This window comes from Stutzerimonas stutzeri (genome assembly GCF_038561965.1).
Classification (GTDB): domain Bacteria; phylum Pseudomonadota; class Gammaproteobacteria; order Pseudomonadales; family Pseudomonadaceae; genus Stutzerimonas; species Stutzerimonas stutzeri_AA.
Genome location: NZ_CP139348.1, coordinates 4,131,493 through 4,155,525, shown reverse-complemented (window position 1 = coordinate 4,155,525; position 24,033 = coordinate 4,131,493). Strand labels below are relative to the sequence as shown.

Sequence of the window (24,033 nt, the reverse complement as noted above, 5' to 3'; positions counted from 1 at the left end):
ATCTTGGCCTCAAGTGGGCAGCAGGCTTTCGCCGGCGTATAGCTCCTGAACGCTCTCGCGACGGCGCACTTCAAACGCCTGGTCACCGTCCACCAGCACCTCGGCGGCGCGGCCGCGGGTGTTGTAGTTGGAGCTCATGACGAAGCCGTAGGCGCCAGCCGAACACACTGCCAGCAGATCGCCTTCGGCCAGGGTCAGCTCACGATCCTTGGCGAGGAAATCACCGGTTTCGCAGATCGGACCGACGATGTCGTAACGACGTGTATCGCCTTCGTGCGGTTGCACCGCGATGACATTCATCCAGGCCTGATACAGGGCTGGACGGATCAGGTCGTTCATCGCTGCATCGACGATGGCGAAATCCTTGTGCGCGGTGTGCTTGAGGTATTCCACGCGGGTCAGCAATACGCCGGCATTCGCGACGATGGAACGGCCCGGTTCGAACACCAGCGCCAGCCCGCGGCCTTCGATACGCTGACGTACGGCCTGGATGTAGTCACCGGCCAGCGGTGGCTGCTCGTCGCGGTAACGCACGCCGAGGCCGCCGCCCAGATCCAGGTGACGGATCTGGATGCCGCGTTCCGCCAAGCGATCGACCAACGCCAGCAGGCGGTCGAGGGCATCGAGGAAGGGCGGCAAGCTGGTCAGCTGCGAACCGATGTGGCAATCGACGCCGACCACTTCCAGGTTCGGCAGCTCGGCTGCACGGGCATAGGCCGTCTCGGCGTTGTCGATATCGATGCCGAACTTGTTCTCTTTCAGGCCTGTGGAAATGTACGGGTGGGTGCCGGCATCGACGTCTGGATTGACCCGTAGCGACACCGGCGCCTTTGTGCCGAGCTCGGCGGCGACCTGCTGCAGGCGCTCCAGCTCATCGGTGGATTCCACGTTGAAGCAGTGCACGCCGACTTCCAGCGCACGGCGCATGTCGTCGCGGGTCTTGCCAACGCCGGAGAAGACGATACGGTCCGGCTGCCCACCGGCGGCCAGCACGCGCTCCAGCTCACCGCGCGAAACGATATCGAAGCCCGCACCTAGGCGCGCCAGCACATTCAGCACGCCTAGGTTGGAATTGGCTTTGACGGCAAAACAGACCAGATGTGGCATGCCATCCAGCGCATCGGCATAGGCCCGATACTGGGCTTCGATGTGCGCGCGGGAATAGACATAGGTCGGGGTGCCGAAGCGTTGCGCAAGTGCGGGCAGTGCCACGCCTTCCGCGAAGAGTTGACCGTCGCGGTACGAGAAGGCCTCCATGAACAGCCTCCTTTAGAGTTCGAAACGATCTTTGGAACGTTCTTTGACGGCTTGCTCGTCATCCGGTAGGTACAACGGACCTTTCTGGCCGCAACCGCTGAGCGCGGCGGCGAAGACGGCGAGAGCAATGAAGGGAAGCAGGAGACGCTTCATGGGGACTGGAATCCTTGAAAAATCTAATCGCCGGAGTATACCCAGCACCCAGCGGATTGCCTATGCGAGCAGCACGTCACACGGCGGCCATGCTGGCCGGCGGCTCGCTTGATTCGACCGCCCCCTGCTAAGCTCGCCGCCATCGCGTGCGGCAGGGTCGCGCGCAGGACAATTCGAGGAAGTGTTGCATGAGCCTGAGTGAAGCCCGTTATCACGATCTGATCGATGCTGTGCAGGAGAGTGTCGAGGACGTATTCGATGACACCAGCATGGACATCGACCTGGAAAATTCCGCTGGTGTGCTGACTGTGCGTTTCGCCAACGGTAGCCAGCTGATCCTGAGCCGTCAGCCTGCGCTGCGTCAGTTGTGGGTCGCGGCTCGCTCCGGCGGCTTTCATTTCGACTACGACGAGGGCAGCCAGCTGTGGCTGTGCGATGCCAGCGGCGAACGCCTCGGTGAACTGCTGACGCGGGTGACGCTGGAGCAGGGTGGCGAAGCCATGGAGTTCGAGGATATCTGACTCATAGCACCTGCAGGCCTTGTAATCCGAGGCCTGCAGGCAGGGGTCTTGCTTATTCGGGCTGCTGTGATAGTGTCTTTCGCAGGTCAACAAAACCCCGCCTTCGGGCGGGGTTTTGCTTTTTTCGTCTTTTAACTTTTCGCAGGAGCTTGCCAGAACCCATGACCAGTGCACCGCCGATCATCCTTACCCAACTCGATCTGCAGCGCCTTGAGCGGCTGCTCGACAGCCTTGACGACTACGGTCCGGCTGCCGAAGCGCTCGAGCAGGAACTGTCGCGGGCGCAGATCGTGGAACGCAGCGAGATGCCTGCGGGCGTCGTGACCATGAACTCGCGGGTGCATTGCCTCGATGAGGGAACTGGCAAGGAATATCACCTGACGCTGGTCTACCCGCACGATGCCGGCAAGGAAGGCACCGTATCGGTCCTGGCGCCGGTCGGCACCGCGCTGCTGGGCATGAGCGTCGGCCAGCACATCGACTGGCCAACCCCGGCCGGCAAGATCATCAAGCTGACCCTGCTCGCCATCGAGTATCAGCCTGAAGCGGCTGGCGATCCGTTCTGACCCTAAGCGCCTGCTCCCTCCGTTGCCCGGCAGCCCAGCTGCCGGGAACAGTGCTCGCCAGCATCTTTCCTGGCGATGAATCCAACGCATCGTAATCGCTGGCAGACAGCTGCTGCCGTTCTTGAGCCCTGCCCGATGACGGCCGAGCCGAGCGTTTCCATCTGGTTTATAAGGCGTCGAGAAAGCTGCGTAAGGCGCTTAGCTCATCGCTGCTGAGATTCAGTGCCTTGAAGCGCGGCGACGTCTGCGGAAAGAGCGGGTCGTCCCGCTGTGCGGCGGTTGGTTTTGGCCTGGGCATGCCTACGTTGTAGAAATTGAGCACGCCCATCAGATCAGGGAACAGGCCGTTGTGTAGCCATGGCCCGGTCTTGCTTACCAGGCGCAGCGACGGGGTACGGAACCGACCCACATCCTCTACCTTGCCGGTCACCTCATAGCGCCCCAGATCTTCGTACTTGCGACCGTAATAGGTCATGCCGGCGTTATGGAACTGGTCATCGCTCAATGTAGCGCCGTGATGACAGTTCATGCAGCGTGCCTTGGTGCGGAACAGATGCAGGCCGTGCAGTTGGCGGTCGTCCAGCGCATCGTGCTGACCACGCAGGAAGCGCTCAAAGCGCGTGTTGCGGGCGAAGCGCACCAGCGTGCGCTGATAGTTGGCCAGCGCCTGACGTAGCATGTCGGCCTGGATGGTCGTTTCGCCGAATACTGCGGCGAAGCGATCGCGATAGGTTGAGTCGGCGTTCAGGCGCATCAGCAGCTCCTCGATGCTGAAGGCCATCTCCAGCGAGTCGACCACCGGCATCAGCGCCTGTCCTTCCAGACCCTGCGCCCGGCCATCCCAGAAGGGGTGCTGGGTGAAGCCGCTCATCACCACGCTCGGCGAGTTGCGCCGTCCCGCCTGGCGGTCGTGGCCGAACGAAACCTTGCGGCCGTCGGCGAAGGCGAGATCGGGCTCGTGACAGGATGCGCAGGCAATCTGTCCGGAGCGCGACAGTTTCGGATCGAAGAACAGCTGTTCGCCGAGTGCGGCGCGGGCTTCGCTAAAGGGTTGCCCGTGGGGCGAGGGCGCGCGGTCGGGCAGCGGCCCCAGTTCCTGCCAGGCGACATCGCCGTCCACCTGGGGCGCCGGCCATTGCGCCGACGGCCGGCTGTAGGTTTCCCGCAGGCAGGCGTAATCCGGTTTCCCGCCCGGCTCTTGCGTCAATGTGCAGGCTGCCGGTGTTGTCGATGCCAGCAGCAGGAACAGGCCAAGCGCATGCAACTCCACCATGCGCGCCATCAGAAGCGGTAGCCGACTTCGACCATGAACTGCCGGCCGATCTCGTAGGTCGGCACGCCGCTGCTGGTCACCGAGCTGACCACCACTTCGTCCAGCAGATTGCTGACATCCAGGTTGACGAAGATCGCCTGGCTGCCGCCTGTTGGCTGTTCCCAGGCCAGGCGCGTGTCCCAGACCAGAGCAGCGGCGAAGGCCTGTTCTGCCCAGATATCGATTGGCGCGCCGTTGTGCAGCGTGTTCTGGCCCGTATCGGCGATGCGACGATAGCCATCCCGGTAACGGAGGAAATTGCTCCAGCTGAGGTTCAGCTGCGGAATGTCGGTGATGGTGGTCAGGCGTACCGTCCAGGGGCGATTGAAGTTGTCCGCCGGACGCTCGGAGTAGCGCATGATTGCGCCGTCGTACTGGATCAGCGGATCTTCCAGTAGTGCCTCGCTGACTGCGGTCGAGTAGTCCTCATGCGAGCTCGTCACGTCGGTCCAGTCGACCGCGAGTTCGGCATGGGTGCGCGTCCCGAGCAGTTCGAGATCGTGCAGCGGGGCGATACTCAGCGTGTAGACGTCGGTTTCGCTACTGCCCAGGTTCGCGTAGGTGTAATAGCTGGTGCTCAGCTCGTTCGGGTTGCTGGTGGGCTGATCGAGATATCGGCCCTGGGTGCGGATGATCTGGTCGCGACCCTTGCGGTTGACGTACTTGAAGGCGAAACGTGTGTCCCACCATATCTGCTCCAGTCCGAGGGTCAGCTCGTCATCGTAAGGAATGTCCAGCTGGCTGAATTTGCTGGCATTGGCTGTGCGGATCGGTGCGGACCACTCCTTGCTGCCGTTGGCGCGGGTCTGGGTGGTTTGCAGTGCGGCGCGTCCGTCATATAGGCGGTAAGCGCCCATGCTGCGACCGTAGTAGCGGTTGGCTCCGGCAATGATGCGGGTACGGCCGTTGCCGAACACGTCCAATTCCATGGCGAAGCGCGGAGCGAGGGTTTTCTGCTCCATGTAGTCGTCGCCATCCAGGCGTAGGCCGGGTCGCAGCGTCAGCCTGCCGACCTTCATTTCGTCCTGTAGAAACAGAGCCCAGGCGCGGGTATCGAACTCGATCTTGCCGGCTTCATAGGTGTTCAGACGGGTGAAGGCCTGGGCGGGCGAAGAGAAGTTCGGCGTATAGCCCATCGAACACCAGTCGCTCTCGATGCAGCTGCTGGTGGCGCGCAGCAGCGAGCCGTACTGGAACTGTTCGAGCCGCTTGTAGTAGGTGTTCTGTTGCGATAGCTCCAGGCCGCTCTGCATGCGGTGGTCTAGGCCCAGCAGACGAAACGCTGTCCAGTCCGCGTTCAGCTTGTAGCCGTGGGTGGTCTGCTGCTGTTCGATATCGCCGTAGCTCCCCTCGGCGCTGAGCCGGGTGGTGGGGGTGCTGGAGCTCCAGTTGGTGGTTTCCGACCAGTACCAGCCCTTGTAATAGTCCTTCTCGCTATCTCGCGAGTTCTCCAGGCGATTCCAGAGCAAGGTATTGCTGACCTTGGCCAACGTACCTTCCCAGTCGATGCGCCAGTTGAGCATGTCGCCGCCGGATTGGATGCGCGTCGATGAGTCTCGCGCGTTGACGATGAAGTACTCATTGACCTGCGGCGCGTGCGTCAGACTCAGGTTCATTTCCAGAGCGTCGTTCACTTGCCAGCTGGCCTTGACGAAGTAGTTGTCGATCTGGCGTTTTTGCTCTTTGTCCATGCCCTCTTCAGGGGTGCTGTAGTTGCCGTTGTAGCCTTTGAGCGGGATGGTCGAGGTTTTCCGCGAGAAGTTCGCCAGCAAGCCGAAGTTGTCGGTCAAATGGCCTTCCAATGTGCCGCGGGTAATCAGCTTGTCGAATTCCGGTTGGTTTGCCGCGCTCGATGAATTCTGAAAGTCCTCCTCCTGGGTTTCGTCGATGTGATATTCGGTCCATTCCGACCGCGCCATCTGTAGCGAAACTTTGCCCTGCAGTTCCTTGCGCGGTTTGCGCGTGATGGCCTCGACCACACCGCCATTGAAACCGCCAAAAGCGGCTGGCACGTTACTGTCGAGGATACGAATCTCTTCTAGAAGGTCAGTGTCCAGGGCCATGCCCTGACTGCGGCCGGGCACATCGGTCATGCTCACCGGGTTATCGGCTACCGGATCGATGTCGTTGTTCATGCTGATGCCATCGACCAGATAGAGGTTCTGCCAGTACTTCGCGCCGTTGATGCTGATATCGGCCGGGTCGATCTCACCTGGGGTCTTGCTGCTCAACTGGCTGTCATCGAACTGCACATTCGGATGTGTTCGCAGCAGGCTGGTGATGTCGCCATTGCCCGCAGGTAGCGCCTCGATGGTGCGCCGGTCGATTACCGTATCGCCCTGTTTGCGCTGCTGCTCGGCCAGTACGACGACGTCGTCGAATTGCATGGGGCGCTCGGAGGGTGCTGCGCGAGAGGGTTCCGGTTCGAGATTGAGTGCGCCGTTGGGGCTGAGGTGCCAGATCAGTCCTGTGCCGCCAAGTAAACGTTGCAGGGCCAGCTCCAGAGTGAGCGTGCCCTGTACCGCCCCAGAGTATTTGTCGCTTAGCAGCCGGCTGTCGGCGCTGACTTGCATGTTGGCCTGCTGGCCGAAGTCGATCAGCGCTGCGGACAATGGTTGAGAAGGAATATCGTAGTGCCGCGCCTGCTGTTGTAAGGCTGGCGTTGTGTCCGCCGCGGCGGGTCCATGGGCTAGCAGCCCGGCCAGCACGGCGGCGCCAAACAGGCTTTGGAAAACAGGTTGATGGTGGTGGGCTGGGGCGCGCGGACTCACTGATCGTTCCTTCTTCTTGATTCTGCAAATGCAAATACTTATCGGTTGCATGCAGTTAGACGAACGGCGCTGACGAATTTTCAGAAAATAAATCGTGTGCTCAGCGATCAATGACCAAAACGAAGGGTGACCAGCGCTGTACACGACCACCATGTGGCTGGACCAAGGCTTCGAGAGCGGCTTGGGGATCGTTCAGGTTGTACAACCCGGTAACGCGCTCAGCGGCGAGGCTATCGTCCCTGAGCAGAATCCAGCCCTGATGGTACGAGCGGAGCTGGTCCACCACCTCGCTGATCGGCTGGTCTGCTGCGATCAGCTGGCCGTGGCGCCAGGCTGCAACATGTGTCGGGGCTATGGCCGTGCGTCTGCGCAAGCCCGCATCAGTGTTCAGCCGCAGGCGTTGGCCTTGCTTGAGCACGGTGGCGCGCTGCGGGTTCTCGACCCGAACCGAACCGTGTGCAACCGCCACGTCTAGCGTGGTGCCATCAAGGGCGACCGTAAATGCGGTGCCGGTAACTTCAACGTTGCTGTCAGCGGCATGCACGATGAAAGGGCGCGCTGGGTCAGTCGTGACGTCGAGGAATATTTCGCCTTCGAGAAGATCCAGTTGCCGATGCGTCGCGTTGAAGTGTGGCCGAATGGAGCTGCCGCCCTTCAGCCAGATGCGGCTGCCGTCCTCCAGCACCAGCTTGCGCAGTCCACCGTGAGGGTTATCAATGGCGCCCTGGGGCGTTGGCAGCAATACCATCAGCAGCGCAAGGCAGGCTGCCACAGCCGTTGTGAATACGGCAGATCGACGTCTACGACTGCCCGGCCAGCGGTTCCGGCTGGAGGATGGCAGCTGGCCGCTGAGATGCCAGACGCGCGCGGCCCGCTGCCAGGCTCGGGCGTTGGCAGGTGACGCGCGCTTCCATGCCTCGCAGGCCGCACGCAATTCTGGGTCATCGGGTGATTCCTGCAGCCAAAGCAGCCACTCCATGGCTGAGTTCCAATGAGGGTCCTGGCGAGGTGTATTGCTCATCGCGACTTCCGCTGAGGTTCGGTCGCTTTCGTGGGCGGCGTGATCGGTCGATTGCGCTTCAGCATGACTCGTCGTCCAGTGCCGCTGCGCAGTGACTGAGGGCAGTACGCACGAGTTGGTGGGCCAGGCCGACGGAAATACCCAGGTGAGCAGCGATCTGCTGCAACGTATAACCGCCCAGGCGGTGCATTTCGAATGCCACGCGGGTTCGCTCCGGCAATCGCGCCAGCGCCTCGGCGATCCGGCGCAGTTCGTCCTGCTGACAAAGATGCTGTTCCGGCGACGGTGTACTGGCCGGCAGCCCCGCGAACAGCTGTTCGGCGTCTTCTTCGCGTCGCTGATTGCCGGCGCGTCGCGCGATGTCCAATGCCAGATTGCGCACGATGCGATAAAGGTAGGCCAGCGGCTGGGTGAGGTGGTTTTGTTGGGTCTGGCTGAATCTGAGCCAGGCCTCCTGCACGACTTCCTCTGCTTCGGCTCGGCAGCCAGTGATGGGAGCCGCGTAATCAACGAGGGCGTTGCGATGGTTGACGAACAGATCGGTTCTGCTGCCTTGCTCGTTCACGTTGGATGCTCGGATTGGGGCGATGCGCCGGTGGCGGGGCGATCCTAGCGTGAAGGCAAAATGGTATCAACTAATAATCGTTATCATTACGATTCTATTGCGGCATTCAGCGCGGCTTCCAGGCGTGACTTGTAACGCAGGTATTGCACCGTCTGGCTGCGGCCACCGCCGTGCAGGCCGGTGAGATCGAGATCGGTTATATAGCAGGGATAACGTTGGTTCTCGCGTCGGCGCGAGATGATGGTGCGCGCCGCGGCGGCAAAGAGTTCGGCGCCGTACTCCAGGCCGGAAAACTCCTGCTGATTGCAGTAGAGCGTGACCTGCGAGCGCCCACCTTCGGCGGCTTCCACAATCGCCTGCACATCATAGAACGGATCATTGATCTCGCCCTGCGGCGGCGGGCGGCGTTCGAGCTGCGCTGGTTGCGCGCCATGGCCGGAGTGAATGCGATAGAACAGGATCGTCGTGTCGACCAGTTCCGGCACCTGACCAGCCTGCTGCGCGTTGCGCCGAAACAGCATCGATTCGAGGAAACGCATCAGTGGGCGCAGCAATGTGCGTTCGTCGTGATAGCGAAATTGCTGGTGCCATAGCGCGTTGCACTCATCGAGTACGCTGAGTTCGGCGGTTTCGCCTGCGACGCGATAGAACACCTGCAAGCAGCCCGGGCGCCCCTGCGCAAGCATCAGCGCCAGGTCATCACCCTCCAGCGCCGCACGATCAAGTCGCAGCGGACTAAAATCATGATGGGCTTCGCCTAGGTGCTCAAGCAGTGCTGGGCGGTCGGTCAGGTTGGTCAGGCGCAGGTCGTTCGCGCTGCGCTGGAACATGTGGAAATGCTGGCGGATCTGTAGCAGGTAGCGCCCCCGGGGCGCGTCGGAAACGCTTTGCTGCGCCTCCTCGAAGATCTGCTCGACTCGCCGGGCAACGGGCAGCCCGCGATTGCGCGCAAAGCAGAACACCTGCAGCAGCGGTACTGACGCAGTGGGTTCGAGACTGTCCAGGAAGTCGCGCAGGCACAGGGCGAGCGCCTTCGGTCCTTCGAAACGGGTCACCAGCATCTCGTTCCAGCTGTTCAACGTGACCTGATCCACGCTCAAAACCAGGTTCTCCGGCGCTATGGTCATCAGGCTTGAGTGCTCTCCGTTCGCGAGCCCCGCAATATCCCGGGTGGGGTCCATTCCCACATTGACCAACAGCAGGATGCGGCTTGGCCTGCTTGCTGCCAGCAGCGCCTCTTCATCGACCTGACTCAGGGGCATCGGCAGGGAGCGGCGCAGATCGCTGAAAATTGCGAACAGCTCCGCTTCGCTGAGGCCGCTATCACCAGGGAACAGCGACAGATGGGTGCCGCCGTCCACGATGCCGTTGCGATGACACCAGGCGAGCAGTGCGACCAGTTCGCGGGAGCGTTTCAGTGGGGCGAAATTAGGCAGTTCCTGCGCCGTGAGCTGGCCTTGGTAGAGCGACCAGCGCACGTTACCCGCAGCGTCGTAGTCATGGACCAGGGTCAGGCTGTCTTCGGCCATATCTGGCGAGATGCCGAGATTGACCACTTCCACTTTGCCGGCCTTGCGTTCGATGGCGGCATACAGGCGGCGGCCGAGTACACCGAGATCGCGGCTGGTGAGCGGGCTGGTCGCCTGCAGGCGACGGGTGAAATCGCTTAGGAAGCGATAACCGTAAGTCAGTTCGTTTACCAGTGCGCGGCGCTCCTGGCTGACCTGGCGCACCTTCCAGTGGCTACGGTTATCAAGTAACGCCAACTGCCGCTCGTCCCAGTGCCAGCCGCGGGTCAGGTTTTCGAGCAATGTGCGTTGCCAGCTCTTGTTGCGATTGATCGGGGGTCGGCTAAGCGGGCGATTGACCTTCAAATACAGGCAGCGCCTGGCCAGCTCCAGGCGCTCTGGATCGCCGCGATCACTCAGATAGCGCTCGATGGCTTGGTAGGCCGCGATATAAGGGTCAAGTTCGTTGAGCTCGATTCGGCCCTGATAGATGGCCTGTTTGAAATCCAGCGCCAGACAGCGCAACTGTGGATATCGACTGGCATAGACCTCCACCAGCAGTAATTTGAACAGGGACTTGTACGGCGCGCTGATGGCCTTGTAGAGCTGCCATAGCCCGGCACCGACGAACTCTCCCGGTGGCACTTCACCGAGGTGGCCCAGGTCGAGCACATCGTCTCCGCGCACGAAGCGTTTGGCCAGCAGCGTTGCCACGTACTCGTCGTAGCGGTGCTCCTCGTAGTCGGGCACCAGCCACCACAGCGGCGTGCGTCCGCCGAGCCACAGGGCGGTGCGGTAGAACTCGTCCAGCAGCAGGTAATGCTGAGTGGTGCCGCAGTCATCGGAGGTCAGTTGCGCGTCGCGTTGGCCCTGAGTGAAGCGCTGCGGGTCGACCAGGAAGAAGTGTGCTTCGCTGCCCTGGCTCTCGGCCCAGGCTTGTAGCTGCTCACATTTACGGCGCAGTTCCGCGGTCTGTCGAGCGTCCAGTTCCGGCGCATGGCAAACCCAGACGTCCAGATCGCTGTGTTCGTCCTGTGCCACGGTGCCCAGGCTGCCCATCAGAAACAGGCCGAGGATCGGCTGCGGTGATTTCCCGCGCACCGGTTTATAGGCGAACGAGCGGGTCAGGCGTTGTGCTTCGGCCAGCAGCTCGGCATCCGGTTCGAAATTGGCGAGCCCGGCAGGCGTGGTTGCCGAAACATAGCCTGGCAGGATCGGATGATTGACGTGGAACAGCAAAGGCAGAAGCCGGAGAACCTGCTGCTGTCGCGTGGACATGGCCTGCAGCGTGCGCTCCAGGCGTGCGCTGTTAACCGCGAGAAAACGCGCGCGCAGCGTGGCCAGCACCTTGCGATCAATGCCTTCTTCGAGAATCGGATGGATATGCTGGGAGTGGATCATGCTGGTTCGTGCAGGCGAAGCTGACACCTGTACATCGGCCGATTGACGCAGGGCTTGAGGCTGGTGGTGCGCTTGTCGATTGAACAGGCAAGTTGCCGAGGGCCGGTTTCATCCGTACCCCGGGCAAGCACAGCGCAACGGCATTGATACGTCAGGCCGTGGCGGTTTCCGACAGGATGGTGAGCAGCGTTTGCGCTTGTTCGGCCGCATCACGACCGAGGCTGGTGAGATAACCGCCATCGGCCTGGGTGATCAGACCCTTGGCGTGCAGGCGTGAAAAGGCAGCGATAGTCGAAGGACTGGCATCGTGATGCACCTTCAGCCCTTCCTGCAGGTTTTCCAGATTGAACTGGCGAAGTACGTCCAGTTCGGCGACCAACTCAGGGGTGTACGACATGCTCGCTCCTCGGATGGTGGGCTCATGCCCTGTTTGCTGAGTGTAGATGCTGTCAGTGGCCCTGCCTTGATCCAAGTCTTATTCGGCGGCTTCAGGCAGCTCCGGCAGCTTGCGCAGCATGCCCTCGTAGCGGGCGGCGTCGAACGGCCGGTCTTCGGCCAGCATGCTGTGGATTTCGTGCGCCAGGACCAACGCCATCATTTGCAGGCATTCATCACGCTCGTAGCCGACCAGGGTGAGCTTGTTCAGCGTCGCCTGAACGGCGGCTGGCTCGCCAGCTTCGAGCTGGTTCTCGATCGCCTGGATCAGGGTGGATTCGGCAAAGGCTTCGTTTTCTTCGTTTTCTTCGTTTTCTTCGTTGCTGGGGTTGTCTTGCGCCATGGCGGGGTTCTCGTCGAGCGGTGCCGGATTTTCCTCGTCCAGCTGGCAGAGCGTGCAGCTGCCGTCATCCGGTCGGTTGGTTTCGACGTAGCGTACCCGCCGATGGGCGTTCTGGCGATCCGCCTCGACGCGAAAACGGGGGCGGTCAGAATCGGGCATGGGGTTCTCCGTACGGATGGTTCCAGCTAAGCACTTGCGAGCATCCGAGGCAATGCGCGGCGTCAGTCCATGAAGCTCAGTGCCAGGCACAGCAGGCCGAATGCGCTCCAGACCAGGGAAAAGATGATCGGCGTGCGCAGCGAGAACAGCAGGGTGCGCTTGTAGCGATGGCCGCCGACCGGGCTGTTGCCCTCGCCGAACAGCGCCGACTCGTTGTTTGGCAGCATCCCCACGCGGCCTTCGAGCTGCAGCAGTTCGGCCTGCTTCTGGTGCCAGCGTTCGATGACTTCGAAATTGGCCTTGATGCCGGGCATGGCGTGGAGCGAGGTAATAAGCCCCAGCACCGAGAGGATCGCCGGTACTACGAGGCGGAACAGGTCGCCCCATTCGGGGTTGCTGTTGGCCATCGAGGAGGCGAAGGCGATCATCAGAAACGACTGCGACGACAAGTAGGCGCTGGTGCGTTCGGCCAGTAGTGACGATTCGAAGTGAATTTCAGAGCGGTAGAACATCAGTCGCTCCTTGGGCGAGTCGAAGAGCTCGGCGCCCTGGGTGTCCTGGTTCAGCAGCAGGGTGCGCAGGTCAGTCATGCAGGCCTCGATGAGTGCGAGAGGCGCGGCTGCAATTCGCCGCCGGCTGCATGTAGGTCAAGCGTAATGCCCGAGAGTTCCGGTTGATGACTTAGCGGTCGGCGCTGCCGCGGGCGCTGTCCGGGTGCACATCACGACAACGCCAGAGCAGCAGTGCCAACGCCAGAAAGGCCAATGACCAGCAGCCTGCGGCGAGTAGCAGCCAGCCTGGTCGTCGATCCAGCAACGTCGGCAGCACGCGCGCCAGCGCAGCCAGGCTGATCAGCAGCGCCATGGCTTGAATCCGGCTTTGCTCCGCGGGATCGCGAAAACGGTAGATCAATCGCGTGCGCGCCATCACCGCGAAGGTCAGGCTGCCCAGTGCGCCGACGCTCAGCGCATGCAGCGTCGCACTGAGCGGCAATCGCGGCAGCACTGTGGCCAGACCGAAAAGTAGCAGCCCGAGCGCGAGCCAGGCATAGCCGAGCAGCAGGATCAGCAGGTCCGGGCGAGCGCAGCGCCACGGCTGCCAGCGCAGTAGGCGGATGGTCGTGAGCGCGCCGGCGCTGATCAGTACGGCAGCGGTCAGTTGCTGGGCGAGCGGCCAGGGCAGCAGATTCAACAGCAGTGCGAGCCCGAGCAGGATCAGCACTGCACCCTCGATATGCGGTTGGACTCGGGCGTCCAGTCGCCAGCCCTGGCTCTGCGCATAGCCGGCGATCGCCGGCGCGATGATTCGTCCGCCCATGAAGAACATCAAGGTGGCAAGCAGCAGCAGGGTTTGCAGTAGGGCGAGACGATCGATTTCGGCGCCGAAGCCGCTGCTGGCGATCGCGCTGAGCAGCCCGAGCCCAGCAACCGCCGGCGCGACCGTCTGGTTGCGCCACTTCTTTGCCGCGCCGAAAAAGCGTGGCAATACTTTCCAGGCTAGGGCGCCGGCAAAGGCGGCGGCGCTCGCCAGCGCCAGCCAGGAACCCGGCCAAAGCAGAAAACTCACGCGCGCCAATGCCCAGCAGCCAAGCAATATCAGGGTAAAACACAGTGGCTGCGGGCCGAGCAGATAGCCGGCGACCACCGCCAGGGCGAAGCCGAACAGCATTTCATGGGCGTGACCGGAGGATGTCGCCAGTCCGGGCAGGGCGGGGACCAGTCCAAGCAGAGTGAGGACCGACCAGGGCAGCAGGAACGCCGCATACAACGTCGCCGCTGGGAAGAGCCAGGCGTTGGCAAAGGGCAGGCGAGGTTTGCGCGGCTGCATCGCTTCTCCGGAATCTGAGGCAGACGTGCTTGAACGGTTGATCAACCTGCTGCGAAATCTTGCAGCGCGTCGCCGGTAAGACGGTAGCTGATCCACTCGTTCTGGGGCTTGGCGCCGATGGAGTCGTAGAAGTCGATGGCCGGCTGATTCCAGTCCAGCACCGACCATTCGAAGCGACCGCAATCGCGCGCCACTGCCAGTTTGGCCAGATGGCGCAGCAGCGCCTTGCCAGCGCCTACGCCGCGCTGCTGCGGAGTGACATACAGGTCTTCCAGATACAGGCCGTGCTTGCCGAGCCAGGTCGAGTAGTTGAAGAAGTACACCGCATAGCCGATGGGCTCGCCGTCCAGCTCGCAGATCAAACCATGGGCGGTGCCGTCCTCGGCGAACAGGCTGTTCTCGATGCCAGCGACATCGGTCTTTACCTCATGCTCGGCCTTCTCGTAGATGGCCAGATCGGTGATGAAGCGTAGGATCAGTGCGGCGTCTGCGCGTACTGCCGGGCGAATGTTCAGGGACATTGCGGCAAGCCCTCAAGAAGGTTTAACGGGACGGCAGGTCTGCCAGAAAGGCATCGACGGCCTGCCGTGAATCCAGGCGCAGGTATCGGCAGGATGGCGGTGCGTTACGCATTTCCTCGGAATAACGCTGCCGGTACACCGGGTGGCGCGTCCATGACCAGGCCAGGATGGATTGGCGCGGATTCAGCTTGAATAAATTGCGCCAGCGTTCGCGGTTGCCATTCCACAATTCCTCCCGGCAGGCCAGGCGCCGCAGGGTGCGCCAGATGACTTGGCGCATCACCTTGTGGCGTGGCAGATCCAGCCAGATCACCATGTCCGAACGTTCTCGTATCAGCGGGCGCACGGCCGAGTAGTTGCCTTCTGCGACCCAGCTGTCGCCCTGCAGCGCGTCACGGGTTGCCTGCTGAAATTGCTCGGTGGGCAGCGGCTGCCAGTCTGGCTGATGAAACAGCGAATCCAGCTCGATATGGCGATAACCGAGCTGCTGCGCCAGACGGCGCGACAGCATGGTCTTGCCGGCACCCGAACAGCCAACCACCGAAATGCATCGGCCGGGTACGATCATCGCGAAGCGAGCAATGCCTGGCCACGCTTGACCGCAGCGCGCACCTGATTCGGTGCGGTGCCGCCGATATGATCACGGGCGTTCACCGAGCCTTCCAGCGTTAGCACGGCGAACACGTCATCGCTGATCTGATCGCTGAACTGGCGCAGCTCGTCCAGGCTCATCTCGGCCAGGTCCTTGCCGGTCTGTAAGCCGTATTTCACCGCATGGCCGACGATTTCGTGGCAGTCGCGGAACGGCAGGCCCTTGCGTACCAGATAGTCGGCCAGGTCCGTCGCGGTGGAGAAGCCACGCAGCGCCGCTTCGCGCATGATCTCGCGCTTGGGTTTGATCGCGGGAACCATGTCGGCGAATGCGCGCAGGCTGTCACGCAGGGTGTCGGCGGCGTCGAACAACGGCTCCTTGTCTTCCTGATTGTCCTTGTTGTAGGCCAGCGGCTGGCCCTTCATCAGCACGAGCAAGCCAGCGAGCGCGCCAAATACGCGGCCGGTTTTGCCACGCACCAGCTCCGGTACGTCCGGGTTCTTCTTTTGCGGCATGATCGAGGAGCCGGTGCAGAAGCGGTCGGGCAGGTCGATGAACTGGAACTGCGCACTGGTCCAGAGCACCAGCTCTTCGGAGAAACGAGACAGGTGCATCATTGCCACGGACGCGGCGGCGCAGAATTCGATGGCGAAGTCACGGTCGGAGACGCCGTCCAGTGAGTTGCCGGAGATCGCCTCGAAACCTAGCAGTTCGCAGGTGATCTCGCGTTGTATCGGATAGGTGGTACCCGCCAGTGCAGCCGAGCCCAGCGGCATGCGGTTGGTGCGCTTGCGGCAATCGACCAGGCGCTCATGATCGCGTGAAAGCATTTCGAACCAGGCCATAAGGTGGTGGCCGAAGGTTACCGGCTGCGCGGTCTGCAGGTGGGTGAAACCGGGCATGATGGTGTCCGCTTCAGCTTCTGTGAGGCCCAGCAAACCCTCCTGCAGGCGGGTGATTTCGTTGAGGATCAAATCGATTTCGTCGCGCAGCCATAGGCGAATATCGGTAGCGACTTGGTCATTGCGCGAGCGGCCTGTGTGCAGCTTTTTACCGGTCACGCCGATGCGATCGGTCAGGCGTGCTTCGATGTTCATGTGCACGTCTTCCAGGTCGACGCGCCAGTCGAAAGTCCCAGCTTCGATTTCGCGCTGAATGTCCTTCAGGTTGGCGACGATCTCGTCACGTTCGGCATCGGTCAGCACACCGGCTTTGGCCAGCATCGTCGCGTGGGCGATGGAGCCCATGATGTCGTGGCGGTACAGGCGCTTGTCGAACTCGACGGAGGCGGTGAATCGGGCGACGAAGGCGTCGACGGGCTCGCTGAAGCGGCCGCCCCAGGACTGGTTGGTCTTGTCGGTGCTCATGTATGCGCTCGCTGAAATCCGAAGGCTGAGGAAAGGCGGCGATGATAACAGGGGATGGCGCAGCTGTCGGGTACGTCGCGCCTTGCGCCGAAGGGTGCGCTGGCTGGCAATTCCGGATTATTCCCCCTGGCTGATCGGCACCCGACTTGCCGTTGTCCGGGCGTGCAAGGAAACTGCCGGGCAGGTAAATCCACAGGCTGAAGCGCGTGAAACCCACTGCCGTATCCGATGACTTTTTCGTCCCCGAACTGTGCCAGCCCGAGGCCTTGCTTGGCTTGGTGCTGCTCGCCGAGCTACTGGTGTTCGTGCTGGTGCTGGCCGAGCCGATGCAGCCCAGCTTCAACTGGATGCGTCTGGCGCTGACCTCGCTTTTCGTGCAGTGGATCGTGCTGCTCTCGGCCGGCACCATGTGCTTGTTGAGGCCCTTGTTGGCGCGGCTGCGCGCCGCGTTTGCCGGGCTGATCTGTTGTGCGCTGGTGGTCGGATTGACCCTGGCCTGCACAGCGGTGGCCGATATCTACCAGCTCGGTGGCCCGCTCTCACGCGACGGAGAGGTCAATCTCTACCTGCGACATGCGTTGATCAGCCTGATCATGTCGGGGTTGCTGCTACGCTATTTCTATCTGCAGAGCCAATGGCGCCGTCAGGAGCAGGCTGAACTGCGGGCTCGGATCGAGTCGCTGCAAGCGCGTATCCGACCGCATTTTCTGTTCAACAGCCTCAACAGCATTGCCGCGCTGGTGGCGAGCGATCCGGTGAAGGCCGAACAGGCCGTGCTGGATTTGTCCGATCTTTTTCGGGCGAGCCTGGCGCGTCCCGGCACGTTGGTGGCCTGGCGCGACGAGTTGGAGCTGTCGCGTCGTTACCTGTCGATCGAACAGTACCGGCTGGGCGATCGTCTACAGATGGACTGGCAGGTCGACGGCGTACCGGACGATCTGCCGATTCCGCAGCTCACGCTGCAGCCGCTGCTGGAAAATGCGCTGGTCTATGGCATTCAGCCACGTATCGAGGGAGGAGTCGTCAGCGTAACCGCCGATTATGTCGGCGGCGTGTTTCAGTTGGTGGTCAGCAACCCGTTCGACGAAGCCGCTCAAACGCAGGCTTCTCGCGGAACGCGCCAGGGCTTGCAGAACATCGACGCACGATTAGCGGCACTTTTCGGTCCGCTAGCGAGTCTCAGCGTGGAGCGCCGTGAAGGCCGCCATTACACATGTCTACGCTATCCATGTGCGAGACAAACGCAGGAAGCCAGATCTATATGAATGTCCTGATTGTCGATGACGAACCTCTAGCCCGCGAGCGCCTCAGCCGACTGGTAGGTGATCTCGACGGCTATCGTGTCCTCGAGCCTGCTGCCAGCAATGGCGAAGAAGCGCTGACGCTGATCGAGGAAATGCGCCCCGATGTCGTGCTGCTGGATATCCGCATGCCCGGGCTCGATGGCCTGCAGGTTGCCGCCAAACTTTGCGAGACGGATGCGCCGCCAGCGGTGATTTTCTGTACTGCCCATGATGAATTTGCCTTGGAGGCGTTCCAGGTCAGCGCGGTTGGCTACCTGGTCAAACCGGTGCGCCCGGAACACCTCTCCGAGGCCTTGAAGAAGGCCGAGCGGCCCAACCGTGTGCAGCTCGCTGCCTTGACTCGGCCGGCGGCGGTATCCGGTGCCGGACCGCGCAGTCATATCAGTGCGCGTACCCGCAAGGGCATTGAGCTGATTCCGTTGGATCACGTGATCTATTTCATTGCCGACCACAAGTACGTCACCCTCCGCCACGTTGGGGGTGAGGTGCTGCTGGACGAGCCGCTGAAGTCACTGGAAGACGAGTTCGGCGAGCGCTTTGTGCGCATCCACCGCAATGCGCTGGTGTTCCGTGATCGGATCGAGCGCCTGCAGCGCACGCCGCTCGGGCACTTCCAGCTGTTCCTCAAGGGGCTCGAAGGTGAAGCATTGACCGTGAGCCGGCGCCATGTGGCCGGTGTGCGCAAGCTGATGCAGCACCTCTGAAGCAACGCTGCCCGCCGCGTTGGCGCTTGCCGGCCATCGTGGCTGGCCAGCCCATTGCTGCGGATTTGGCTGGCTGTCGTACCCGCCCTTTACTTGATTCCGGCCAACCCAGGCTGGTTGTCCGGCCTGTTATCATCGCCGGCAATTCACTGTTCTGGAATTGTCCATGTCTCGCGAAATTCGCATCGCCACCCGCAAGAGTGCCCTGGCCCTGTGGCAGGCCGAATACGTCAAGGCGCGTCTGGAGGCGTCGCACCCAGGGCTGAAGGTCAGCCTGGTGCCGATGGTCAGTCGCGGCGACAAGTTGCTCGACGCCCCTTTGGCGAAAATCGGTGGCAAGGGGTTGTTCGTCAAGGAGCTGGAAACGGCGCTGATGGAGAACGAAGCGGACATCGCCGTGCACTCCATGAAGGACGTGCCGATGGAGTTCCCCGAAGGGCTCGGGCTGTACTGCATCTGCGAACGTGAAGACCCGCGCGACGCTTTCGTCTCCAATCACTTCGACAGTCTCGATGCGCTGCCGCCCGGCAGTGTGGTCGGCACTTCGTCGTTGCGCCGTCAGGCCCAACTGCTGGCGCGTCGCCCGGACCTGAAAATCCAGTTTCTGCGAGGCAACGTAAACACGCGGCTGGCCAAGCTTGATGCTGGCGAATATGACGCCATCATTCTCGCCGCCGCCGGGTTGATTCGTCTTGGCTTCGGTGAGCGCATCCGCTCCAGCATCAGTGTTGACGAGAGTCTGCCTGCTGGCGGTCAGGGTGCGGTCGGCATCGAGTGCCGTACCACCGACAGCGAACTGCATGCGCTGCTGGAATGCCTGAACCACGCGCCGACCGCGATCCGTGTCGTTGCTGAGCGCGCCTTGAACAAGCGCCTCAACGGTGGTTGCCAGGTGCCGATCGCCTGTTACGCCGTGCTCGAAGGAGAGCAGCTATGGCTGCGCGGGTTGGTCGGGCAGCCGGACGGTACGTTACTGCTGCGCGCCGAAGGCCGTGCGCCAGCCGCCGACGCCGAAGCATTGGGTGTGCAGGTTGCCGAAGAGTTGCTGGACCAGGGCGCCGAGCAGATTCTCCAGGCAGTTTACGGCGAGGCTGGCCACGAGTGACTGGCTGGCGTCTGCTGGTGACCCGGCCTGCCGAGGAATGCGGCGCGGTCGCAGCGTCATTGGCCGAAGCTGGGGTCCACAGTGCAAGTCTGCCGCTGCTGGCGATCGAGCCCTTGCCGGAAACCCCCGAGCAGCGCGCGACGATTCTTGAGCTGGATCGCTATTGCGCGGTCATCGTGGTCAGCAAGCCCGCCGCGAGACTGGGCGTTGAGCTGCTCGATAAATACTGGCCGCAACCTCCGCTCGGCCCGGCCTGGTTCAGTGTTGGCGCCGCAACCGGCGCGATCCTGGAGAGCTACAGGCTGGATGTCAGCTGGCCGCAGCGCGGCGATGACAGTGAGGCATTGCTGGGGTTGCCGCGACTCGATGAGGCGCTGGCCAGGCCCGATCCTAAGGTGCTGATCCTGCGTGGGGAGGGTGGCCGGGAGCTGCTCGCCGAGACATTGCGCGCGCGCGGCGTGCAGGTCGATATTCTCGAGCTGTACCGTCGCGAGCTTCTGGATTACCCAGCCGGAGCACTTTGCGCGGCGGTCCGCTCGGAACGGCTCAACGGCCTGGTGGTCAGCAGTGGGCAGGGTTTGCTGTCGCTGCGTGAGCTGGCGGCTGATACCTGGCCCGAACTGCTTGAGCTACCCTTGTTCGTACCCAGTCCGCGAGTGGCGGAGATGGCTCGACAGTTGGGCGCCAAACGAATTGTGGATTGCCGCGGCGCAGGCGTCGCGGCATTGCTGGCGGCCTTGCGGGATACCGCGGTGGCTGCCTCCTGAAGCAAAGGATGGAAACGTGAGCGAAGCAGATTCCAAGAAAGACCCGCTGCAACCCCCCGCCAGCGAGCCGACTCCAACCGTCGAGCCTGCAAAGCCCACCAAGCCTGCACCATCATCCAAGCCTGCCAGCGCCAATGGTGGTGGCCATGGCGGTGGCAAGCCCCTGGCCGCACTGGCGCTGCTGGTTGGCCTGGGTGGCGTAGCGCTCGGTGGCTATGGCCTCTGGCAGCTGCAGCAGCTTGGCGCCAGCGAAGATCGCCAGCTCGAAGCGTTGCAGAGTACCGGCGAGCAAACTCGCCAACTGGCCGAGCGTGAACGCGAGCTGTCGGCGCGACTGGGGCGTCTGGAACAGTTGCCTTCGGCCAATGAGCTGGAAGAGCGGCGTCGACTGTTGGCTACGTTGCAGAGCGATCAGCAGCGCCTTTCCGGGCGCGTCGAGCAGGTGCTGGGAGCCAGTCGCGAAGAATGGCGCCTGGCCGAAGCCGAGCACCTGCTGCGCATGGCCATGTTGCAACTGTCGGCCATGCAAGATGTGAACAGCGCGGAGATGCTCGTCCACGAAGCCGACCTGATTCTGCAAAAGCAGGATGACCCGGGTGCCTACGGCACGCGGCAGAAGCTGCTGGAAGGGCTCGAAGCGCTGCGCAGCCTGCCGGAGCTCGACCGCACCGGGCTGTTCCTGCAACTCGGCGCGCTGCGCGGGCAGACCGGTCAGCTCAGCGCGCTTGCGCCGGAGTTCATCAACGGCGAGGCGCTGCCGGAGAGCGCGCAGGACAGCCGCTGGCAGCGCTGGCTTAACGAACTGACGCGCTACGTGCGGGTGGACTTCGATGCCAGTGGCGACGTCAAGCCGCTGCTCGCCGGGCAGACACTCGGGCAGGTGCGTCTGGCCTTGTCGCTGGCTATCGAGCAGGCGCAATGGGCAGTGCTCAACGGCAATGCAAAGGTTTATCGGCAGTCGCTGGAGCAGGCGAGCACAGTGCTCAAAGATCACTTCGGTGAAGACAATGGCCAGGCCCGCGGCCTGCGAGAGCGTCTCGAAAAGCTATCCCAGCGCGAAGTTGAGGTGACCCTGCCTGATCTCGCACCGGCGTTGCAGGCGCTGCAGGCTTACGTGCAGAAGCGCGAACGCCGCGATGAGGACCAAACGCCCGAATCTTCGCCTCAGTCCGAGACGGAGAACGAGGCGCAGGAGGCTCAGCGCACATGAAACGCCTGGCGTTGGTATTCATCCTTCTGCTTGCGATTGCAGGCTTTCTCGGTTGGGCGGTCAGTCAGAGCGCCGGCTATGTGCTGATCACCTATGACCAGTTCCGTTACGAATCAAGCTTCTGGATCTTTCTCGCGCTGGTGGCCTGTCTTTGGCTGCTAGCGATGGCCATGCACTGGCTGCTGGGGCTGCTGCAGACGTCCGGGGCGCTGGTCAATCCGTGGTCGCGGCGGCACCGTGCACGGCGGGTCGAAAATGCATCGCGTCGGGGGCTTCGTGAGCTCGCCGAAGGGCAGTGGGGCCCGGCGTTGAGTCATCTGCAGTTGGCGGCAGAAAAGGATCGCCAGCCGCTGGTGCATTATCTGGGGGCGGCGCGCGCGGCTAACGAACTGGGTGAGTACGCTCAGAGCGATGAGTTGCTGCACAAAGCGCGCGAGCGCGAGCCCGAGGCAGCGCTGGCGATCGGCCTGACGCAGGCGCAGCTGCAGATTGCCCGCGGCCAGTATGTCGAAGCGCGTGCCTCGCTCAGCGAGTTGCAGAGCGAGCATCCGCGACATCCCTACGTGTTGACGCTGCTGCAGCAACTCTATGTGCAGCTCGAGGACTGGGCCGCGTTGTGCCGCTTGCTGCCAGAGCTGCGCAAGCATCGTGTACTGTCGCCGGCGCGCCTGAGCGAACTTGAAGTGCTGGCCTGGACGGCGGCGGTCGAGCAGGCCGGTCAGCCGTCCGAATTGGCCACCGAGGCGGGCATCGAGAGGCTGAACCAGCGTTGGCAGACGGTCCCCAGCGCGCTGCGCAGCGAGCCACTGGTGGTGCGTGCGTATGCCGATGGGTTGTCTCGACTGGGCGCGCAGCCCAAGGCGGAGGAAGTCTTGTATGCAGCGATCAAACGCCAGTTCGATGATCGTCTGGTTGAACGCTACGGACGTGTCCATGGCCGCGATGCGGCGCGTCAGCTTGCGCACGCCGAGGGCTGGCTCAAGGATCATCCGCAGAACCCGGTACTGCTGCTGGCGCTGGGTCGGCTGAGCTTGCGTAACGAGCTATGGGGCAAGGCGCGCGATTATCTCGAGGCGAGCCTGCGTTTCGATCATCGTCCGGAAACCTGCGCCGAGCTTGCTCGCCTGTTGGCCCAGCTGGGCGATACTGAAAACAGCAACCGTCTGTTTCAGCAAGGCGTCGGTCTGCTCGATCGCAATCTTCCCGCTACCTTGTGATCGGCTAGACAGGTCCGCCAGATGGCGGGCCTGACGCGCCGGTGCGGCTTTCTCGCCGCTTGTAAGGCTGTCGGCGTTTCCACTACCGTAGCGAACTTTTCCAGCTAGTGGAGCCATCATGCGCCTGGCCAGCCCTCGTTCCCTGTTCGTCGTTGCCTTCGCGGGTAGCGCCCTGCTGATCGCCATTGCGCTCTACATGGAGCACGTGATGGGCCTCGTGCCCTGTCCTCTGTGTATCGTCCAGCGTATCTGCGTCATCGGTTTCGGCTTGATCTGCCTGGCGGCGGCGGTTCACGGGCCGGCGAAGACAGGTCGTCGCGTCTATTCAGGCTTCGCCCTGTTGTTCGTGCTGGCCGGTGCCGCCACGGCGATTCGCCAGATATGGCTGCAGAGCGTGCCGGCTGATCAGCTGCCGAGCTGCCTGCCAAGCCTGGAGTACATGATGGAGGCGCTGCCGTTCCAGGAGATTGCGCGCCTGGTGCTACACGGTACCGCCGAGTGCGCCGAAGTGAGCTGGACGATGCTCGGCATGAGCATTCCCGAGTGGAGCCTGCTGGGCTTTATCGGCATGGCCGGCGTCTGCCTGTGGCAATTGCTGCGCCGCGATTGACGGCTTCTTTTAGCTTTTCGCGTCGAACTCCCGTTGCGTTTGTACGGTCTTCTCATGGACGTGCAGCGCCGTCGGCGCTGCTGCACACCCGCAAGATTCGTCGGCTTTTTGCTTGATGCATCGGGCGGCGCGGCATAGTCTGCTCGTGCGGTGACGGATTCCTGCCATTCGCTGCCGCCACTCACCCAAGGCCGATACCGAAAGACAAAAAACCGTCTCGGAATGGCGTACAAGCATCATCGATTAGGGAAGTGAGGTCATCATGCTCGAGAGCTGTCGGAATGCCCAGGAACGCTGGGGTGGTGTACATCTGCTGATCGACCGTTGGCTGCACGAGCGCCACGCACTGATCAACGCGTACGATGGGCTGCATGCCGAGCGCGACGATGCCGCCGCTCGCCAGGGCCTGCAGCAGTTTTGTGAATACCTGGTCGACTATGTCTCGGCTGGCCACTTTGAAATCTACGAACAGTTGCTCGCCGAGGCTGAAGCCTTCGGCGATGCGCGAGCCATCGAGCTTGCCAAGCAAATCTATCCGCGTATCGAAACCATCACTCAGGTCGCGCTGGGCTTCAATGATCGCTGCGACAAGGGCGACTGCCTGGGCAGCCCGGGCCTGGCCGATGAGCTGAAGAAGCTTGGCCAGCTGCTGCATGAGCGTTTCGAGTTGGAAGACTGCCTGATCGAAGTGCTGCATACCGCGCACAAGCAAGCCGCTACGCCGGCCTGAGCATCGAGCCAAGCGCTGACAGGTGCGGCGCTTTCTGGCCTCTGGCGGCCACCTTGCAGGCCGTCTA

Annotated in this window: 24 protein-coding genes; 10 read left to right on the top strand and 14 right to left on the bottom strand. The window is 62.4% G+C overall.

What is annotated here, in order from left to right; genetic code table 11:
* Window positions 1–9: 9 nt before the first annotated feature.
* Window positions 10–1,257 (bottom strand): diaminopimelate decarboxylase, encoded by a 1,248-nt coding sequence (lysA, locus tag SM130_RS19260; protein WP_102826277.1) that lies wholly within the window; start codon window positions 1,255–1,257, stop codon window positions 10–12.
* Window positions 1,258–1,269: 12 nt separating this feature from the next.
* Window positions 1,270–1,410 (bottom strand): LPS translocon maturation chaperone LptM, encoded by a 141-nt coding sequence (gene lptM, locus SM130_RS19255; RefSeq protein WP_102826276.1) that lies wholly within the window; start codon window positions 1,408–1,410, stop codon window positions 1,270–1,272.
* A gap of 188 nt (window positions 1,411–1,598) precedes the next feature.
* Between lptM and cyaY the strand changes: the two genes are divergently transcribed.
* Both cyaY and rnk read left to right on the top strand, forming a co-directional pair.
* A complete protein-coding gene (gene cyaY / locus SM130_RS19250) occupies window positions 1,599–1,931 on the top strand; it encodes an iron donor protein CyaY (protein WP_102826275.1) in 333 nt (110 codons plus the stop codon).
* Between the two features lie 161 nt (window positions 1,932–2,092).
* On the top strand, window positions 2,093–2,497 hold the full coding sequence (gene rnk, locus SM130_RS19245) for a nucleoside diphosphate kinase regulator (protein WP_015278422.1): 405 nt from the start codon (window positions 2,093–2,095) through the stop codon (window positions 2,495–2,497).
* 166 nt (window positions 2,498–2,663) lie between these two features.
* Here the strand turns inward: rnk and SM130_RS19240 are convergent, their stop codons facing one another.
* From SM130_RS19240 to argH, 12 genes are all read right to left on the bottom strand, one after another.
* Entirely contained in the window at window positions 2,664–3,779 is a 1,116-nt protein-coding gene (locus SM130_RS19240) for a cytochrome-c peroxidase (RefSeq protein WP_342369059.1), read from the bottom strand.
* The gene (locus tag SM130_RS19235) at window positions 3,779–6,580 is read right to left on the bottom strand and encodes a TonB-dependent receptor (protein WP_181019289.1); all 2,802 of its coding nucleotides are present in this window, start codon (window positions 6,578–6,580) and stop codon (window positions 3,779–3,781) included. Before SM130_RS19235 ends, SM130_RS19240 begins: the two co-directional genes overlap by 1 nt.
* A 100-nt stretch (window positions 6,581–6,680) precedes the next feature.
* Window positions 6,681–7,601: a FecR family protein gene (locus SM130_RS19230; RefSeq protein WP_102826274.1), complete on the bottom strand. Its 921-nt coding sequence runs from the start codon at window positions 7,599–7,601 to the stop codon at window positions 6,681–6,683.
* Window positions 7,602–7,659: 58 nt separating this feature from the next.
* The gene (locus SM130_RS19225) at window positions 7,660–8,166 is read right to left on the bottom strand and encodes a sigma-70 family RNA polymerase sigma factor (protein ID WP_102826273.1); all 507 of its coding nucleotides are present in this window, start codon (window positions 8,164–8,166) and stop codon (window positions 7,660–7,662) included.
* An 86-nt stretch (window positions 8,167–8,252) separates the two neighbouring features.
* Entirely contained in the window at window positions 8,253–11,075 is a 2,823-nt protein-coding gene (locus SM130_RS19220) for a class I adenylate cyclase (RefSeq protein WP_102826272.1), read from the bottom strand.
* A gap of 151 nt (window positions 11,076–11,226) precedes the next feature.
* Window positions 11,227–11,472: a TIGR02647 family protein gene (locus SM130_RS19215; protein WP_015278419.1), complete on the bottom strand. Its 246-nt coding sequence runs from the start codon at window positions 11,470–11,472 to the stop codon at window positions 11,227–11,229.
* 78 nt (window positions 11,473–11,550) lie between these two features.
* Window positions 11,551–12,012, bottom strand: coding sequence for a hypothetical protein (locus SM130_RS19210; RefSeq protein ID WP_102826271.1), 462 nt, complete (start codon window positions 12,010–12,012; stop codon window positions 11,551–11,553).
* 62 nt (window positions 12,013–12,074) lie between these two features.
* The gene (locus SM130_RS19205; protein WP_102826270.1) at window positions 12,075–12,602 is read right to left on the bottom strand and encodes a hypothetical protein; all 528 of its coding nucleotides are present in this window, start codon (window positions 12,600–12,602) and stop codon (window positions 12,075–12,077) included.
* 91 nt (window positions 12,603–12,693) lie between these two features.
* Window positions 12,694–13,839 (bottom strand): NnrS family protein, encoded by a 1,146-nt coding sequence (locus SM130_RS19200; RefSeq protein WP_102826269.1) that lies wholly within the window; start codon window positions 13,837–13,839, stop codon window positions 12,694–12,696.
* Window positions 13,840–13,880: 41 nt separating this feature from the next.
* On the bottom strand, window positions 13,881–14,360 hold the full coding sequence (locus tag SM130_RS19195; protein WP_102826268.1) for a GNAT family N-acetyltransferase: 480 nt from the start codon (window positions 14,358–14,360) through the stop codon (window positions 13,881–13,883).
* Window positions 14,361–14,382: 22 nt separating this feature from the next.
* The gene (locus SM130_RS19190) at window positions 14,383–14,871 is read right to left on the bottom strand and encodes an adenylate kinase (RefSeq protein ID WP_336442540.1); all 489 of its coding nucleotides are present in this window, start codon (window positions 14,869–14,871) and stop codon (window positions 14,383–14,385) included.
* Window positions 14,872–14,924: 53 nt separating this feature from the next.
* The gene (gene argH, locus SM130_RS19185; RefSeq protein WP_102826266.1) at window positions 14,925–16,319 is read right to left on the bottom strand and encodes an argininosuccinate lyase; all 1,395 of its coding nucleotides are present in this window, start codon (window positions 16,317–16,319) and stop codon (window positions 14,925–14,927) included.
* A gap of 206 nt (window positions 16,320–16,525) precedes the next feature.
* On the opposite strand from argH, the gene SM130_RS19180 reads away from it, so the two are divergent.
* From SM130_RS19180 to rsd, 8 genes are all read left to right on the top strand, one after another.
* Window positions 16,526–17,584: a sensor histidine kinase gene (locus SM130_RS19180; protein WP_102826265.1), complete on the top strand. Its 1,059-nt coding sequence runs from the start codon at window positions 16,526–16,528 to the stop codon at window positions 17,582–17,584.
* Window positions 17,581–18,327 carry a LytR/AlgR family response regulator transcription factor gene (locus SM130_RS19175; protein WP_102826264.1) on the top strand — a complete coding sequence of 249 codons (747 nt, stop codon included), beginning with the start codon at window positions 17,581–17,583 and terminating at the stop codon, window positions 18,325–18,327. The genes SM130_RS19180 and SM130_RS19175 overlap by 4 nt, the downstream gene beginning before the upstream one ends.
* 166 nt (window positions 18,328–18,493) lie before the next feature.
* Entirely contained in the window at window positions 18,494–19,432 is a 939-nt protein-coding gene (gene hemC / locus SM130_RS19170) for a hydroxymethylbilane synthase (protein ID WP_102826263.1), read from the top strand.
* Window positions 19,429–20,199 (top strand): uroporphyrinogen-III synthase, encoded by a 771-nt coding sequence (locus SM130_RS19165; protein WP_102826262.1) that lies wholly within the window; start codon window positions 19,429–19,431, stop codon window positions 20,197–20,199. Before hemC ends, SM130_RS19165 begins: the two co-directional genes overlap by 4 nt.
* Window positions 20,200–20,215: 16 nt before the next feature.
* Window positions 20,216–21,409 carry a uroporphyrinogen-III C-methyltransferase gene (locus tag SM130_RS19160; RefSeq protein WP_102826261.1) on the top strand — a complete coding sequence of 398 codons (1,194 nt, stop codon included), beginning with the start codon at window positions 20,216–20,218 and terminating at the stop codon, window positions 21,407–21,409.
* The gene (locus tag SM130_RS19155; protein ID WP_102826260.1) at window positions 21,406–22,626 is read left to right on the top strand and encodes a heme biosynthesis HemY N-terminal domain-containing protein; all 1,221 of its coding nucleotides are present in this window, start codon (window positions 21,406–21,408) and stop codon (window positions 22,624–22,626) included. Before SM130_RS19160 ends, SM130_RS19155 begins: the two co-directional genes overlap by 4 nt.
* 118 nt (window positions 22,627–22,744) lie before the next feature.
* Window positions 22,745–23,236, top strand: a complete 492-nt coding sequence (locus SM130_RS19150; RefSeq protein WP_102826259.1) for a disulfide bond formation protein B — start codon at window positions 22,745–22,747, stop codon at window positions 23,234–23,236.
* 262 nt (window positions 23,237–23,498) lie between these two features.
* Window positions 23,499–23,966: a sigma D regulator gene (gene rsd, locus SM130_RS19145; protein WP_102826258.1), complete on the top strand. Its 468-nt coding sequence runs from the start codon at window positions 23,499–23,501 to the stop codon at window positions 23,964–23,966.
* Window positions 23,967–24,033 lie beyond the last annotated feature (67 nt).

Excerpts from the sequence above, each read along its gene's own strand:
- lysA (WP_102826277.1), bottom strand. The coding sequence starts at position 1,257 with ATGGAGGCCTTCTCGTACCGCGACGGTCAACTCTTCGCGGAAGGCGTG.
- lptM (WP_102826276.1), bottom strand. The coding sequence starts at position 1,410 with ATGAAGCGTCTCCTGCTTCCCTTCATTGCTCTCGCCGTCTTCGCCGCC.
- cyaY (WP_102826275.1), top strand. The coding sequence starts at position 1,599 with ATGAGCCTGAGTGAAGCCCGTTATCACGATCTGATCGATGCTGTGCAG.
- rnk (WP_015278422.1), top strand. The coding sequence starts at position 2,093 with ATGACCAGTGCACCGCCGATCATCCTTACCCAACTCGATCTGCAGCGC.
- SM130_RS19240 (WP_342369059.1), bottom strand. The coding sequence starts at position 3,779 with ATGGCGCGCATGGTGGAGTTGCATGCGCTTGGCCTGTTCCTGCTGCTG.
- SM130_RS19230 (WP_102826274.1), bottom strand. The coding sequence starts at position 7,601 with ATGAGCAATACACCTCGCCAGGACCCTCATTGGAACTCAGCCATGGAG.
- SM130_RS19220 (WP_102826272.1), bottom strand. The coding sequence starts at position 11,075 with ATGATCCACTCCCAGCATATCCATCCGATTCTCGAAGAAGGCATTGAT.
- SM130_RS19215 (WP_015278419.1), bottom strand. The coding sequence starts at position 11,472 with ATGTCGTACACCCCTGAGTTGGTCGCCGAACTGGACGTACTTCGCCAG.
- SM130_RS19210 (WP_102826271.1), bottom strand. The coding sequence starts at position 12,012 with ATGCCCGATTCTGACCGCCCCCGTTTTCGCGTCGAGGCGGATCGCCAG.
- SM130_RS19205 (WP_102826270.1), bottom strand. The coding sequence starts at position 12,602 with ATGACTGACCTGCGCACCCTGCTGCTGAACCAGGACACCCAGGGCGCC.
- SM130_RS19200 (WP_102826269.1), bottom strand. The coding sequence starts at position 13,839 with ATGCAGCCGCGCAAACCTCGCCTGCCCTTTGCCAACGCCTGGCTCTTC.
- SM130_RS19195 (WP_102826268.1), bottom strand. The coding sequence starts at position 14,360 with ATGTCCCTGAACATTCGCCCGGCAGTACGCGCAGACGCCGCACTGATC.
- SM130_RS19190 (WP_336442540.1), bottom strand. The coding sequence starts at position 14,871 with ATGCTGTCGCGCCGTCTGGCGCAGCAGCTCGGTTATCGCCATATCGAG.
- argH (WP_102826266.1), bottom strand. The coding sequence starts at position 16,319 with ATGAGCACCGACAAGACCAACCAGTCCTGGGGCGGCCGCTTCAGCGAG.
- SM130_RS19175 (WP_102826264.1), top strand. The coding sequence starts at position 17,581 with ATGAATGTCCTGATTGTCGATGACGAACCTCTAGCCCGCGAGCGCCTC.
- hemC (WP_102826263.1), top strand. The coding sequence starts at position 18,494 with ATGTCTCGCGAAATTCGCATCGCCACCCGCAAGAGTGCCCTGGCCCTG.
- SM130_RS19155 (WP_102826260.1), top strand. The coding sequence starts at position 21,406 with ATGAAACGCCTGGCGTTGGTATTCATCCTTCTGCTTGCGATTGCAGGC.
- SM130_RS19150 (WP_102826259.1), top strand. The coding sequence starts at position 22,745 with ATGCGCCTGGCCAGCCCTCGTTCCCTGTTCGTCGTTGCCTTCGCGGGT.
- rsd (WP_102826258.1), top strand. The coding sequence starts at position 23,499 with ATGCTCGAGAGCTGTCGGAATGCCCAGGAACGCTGGGGTGGTGTACAT.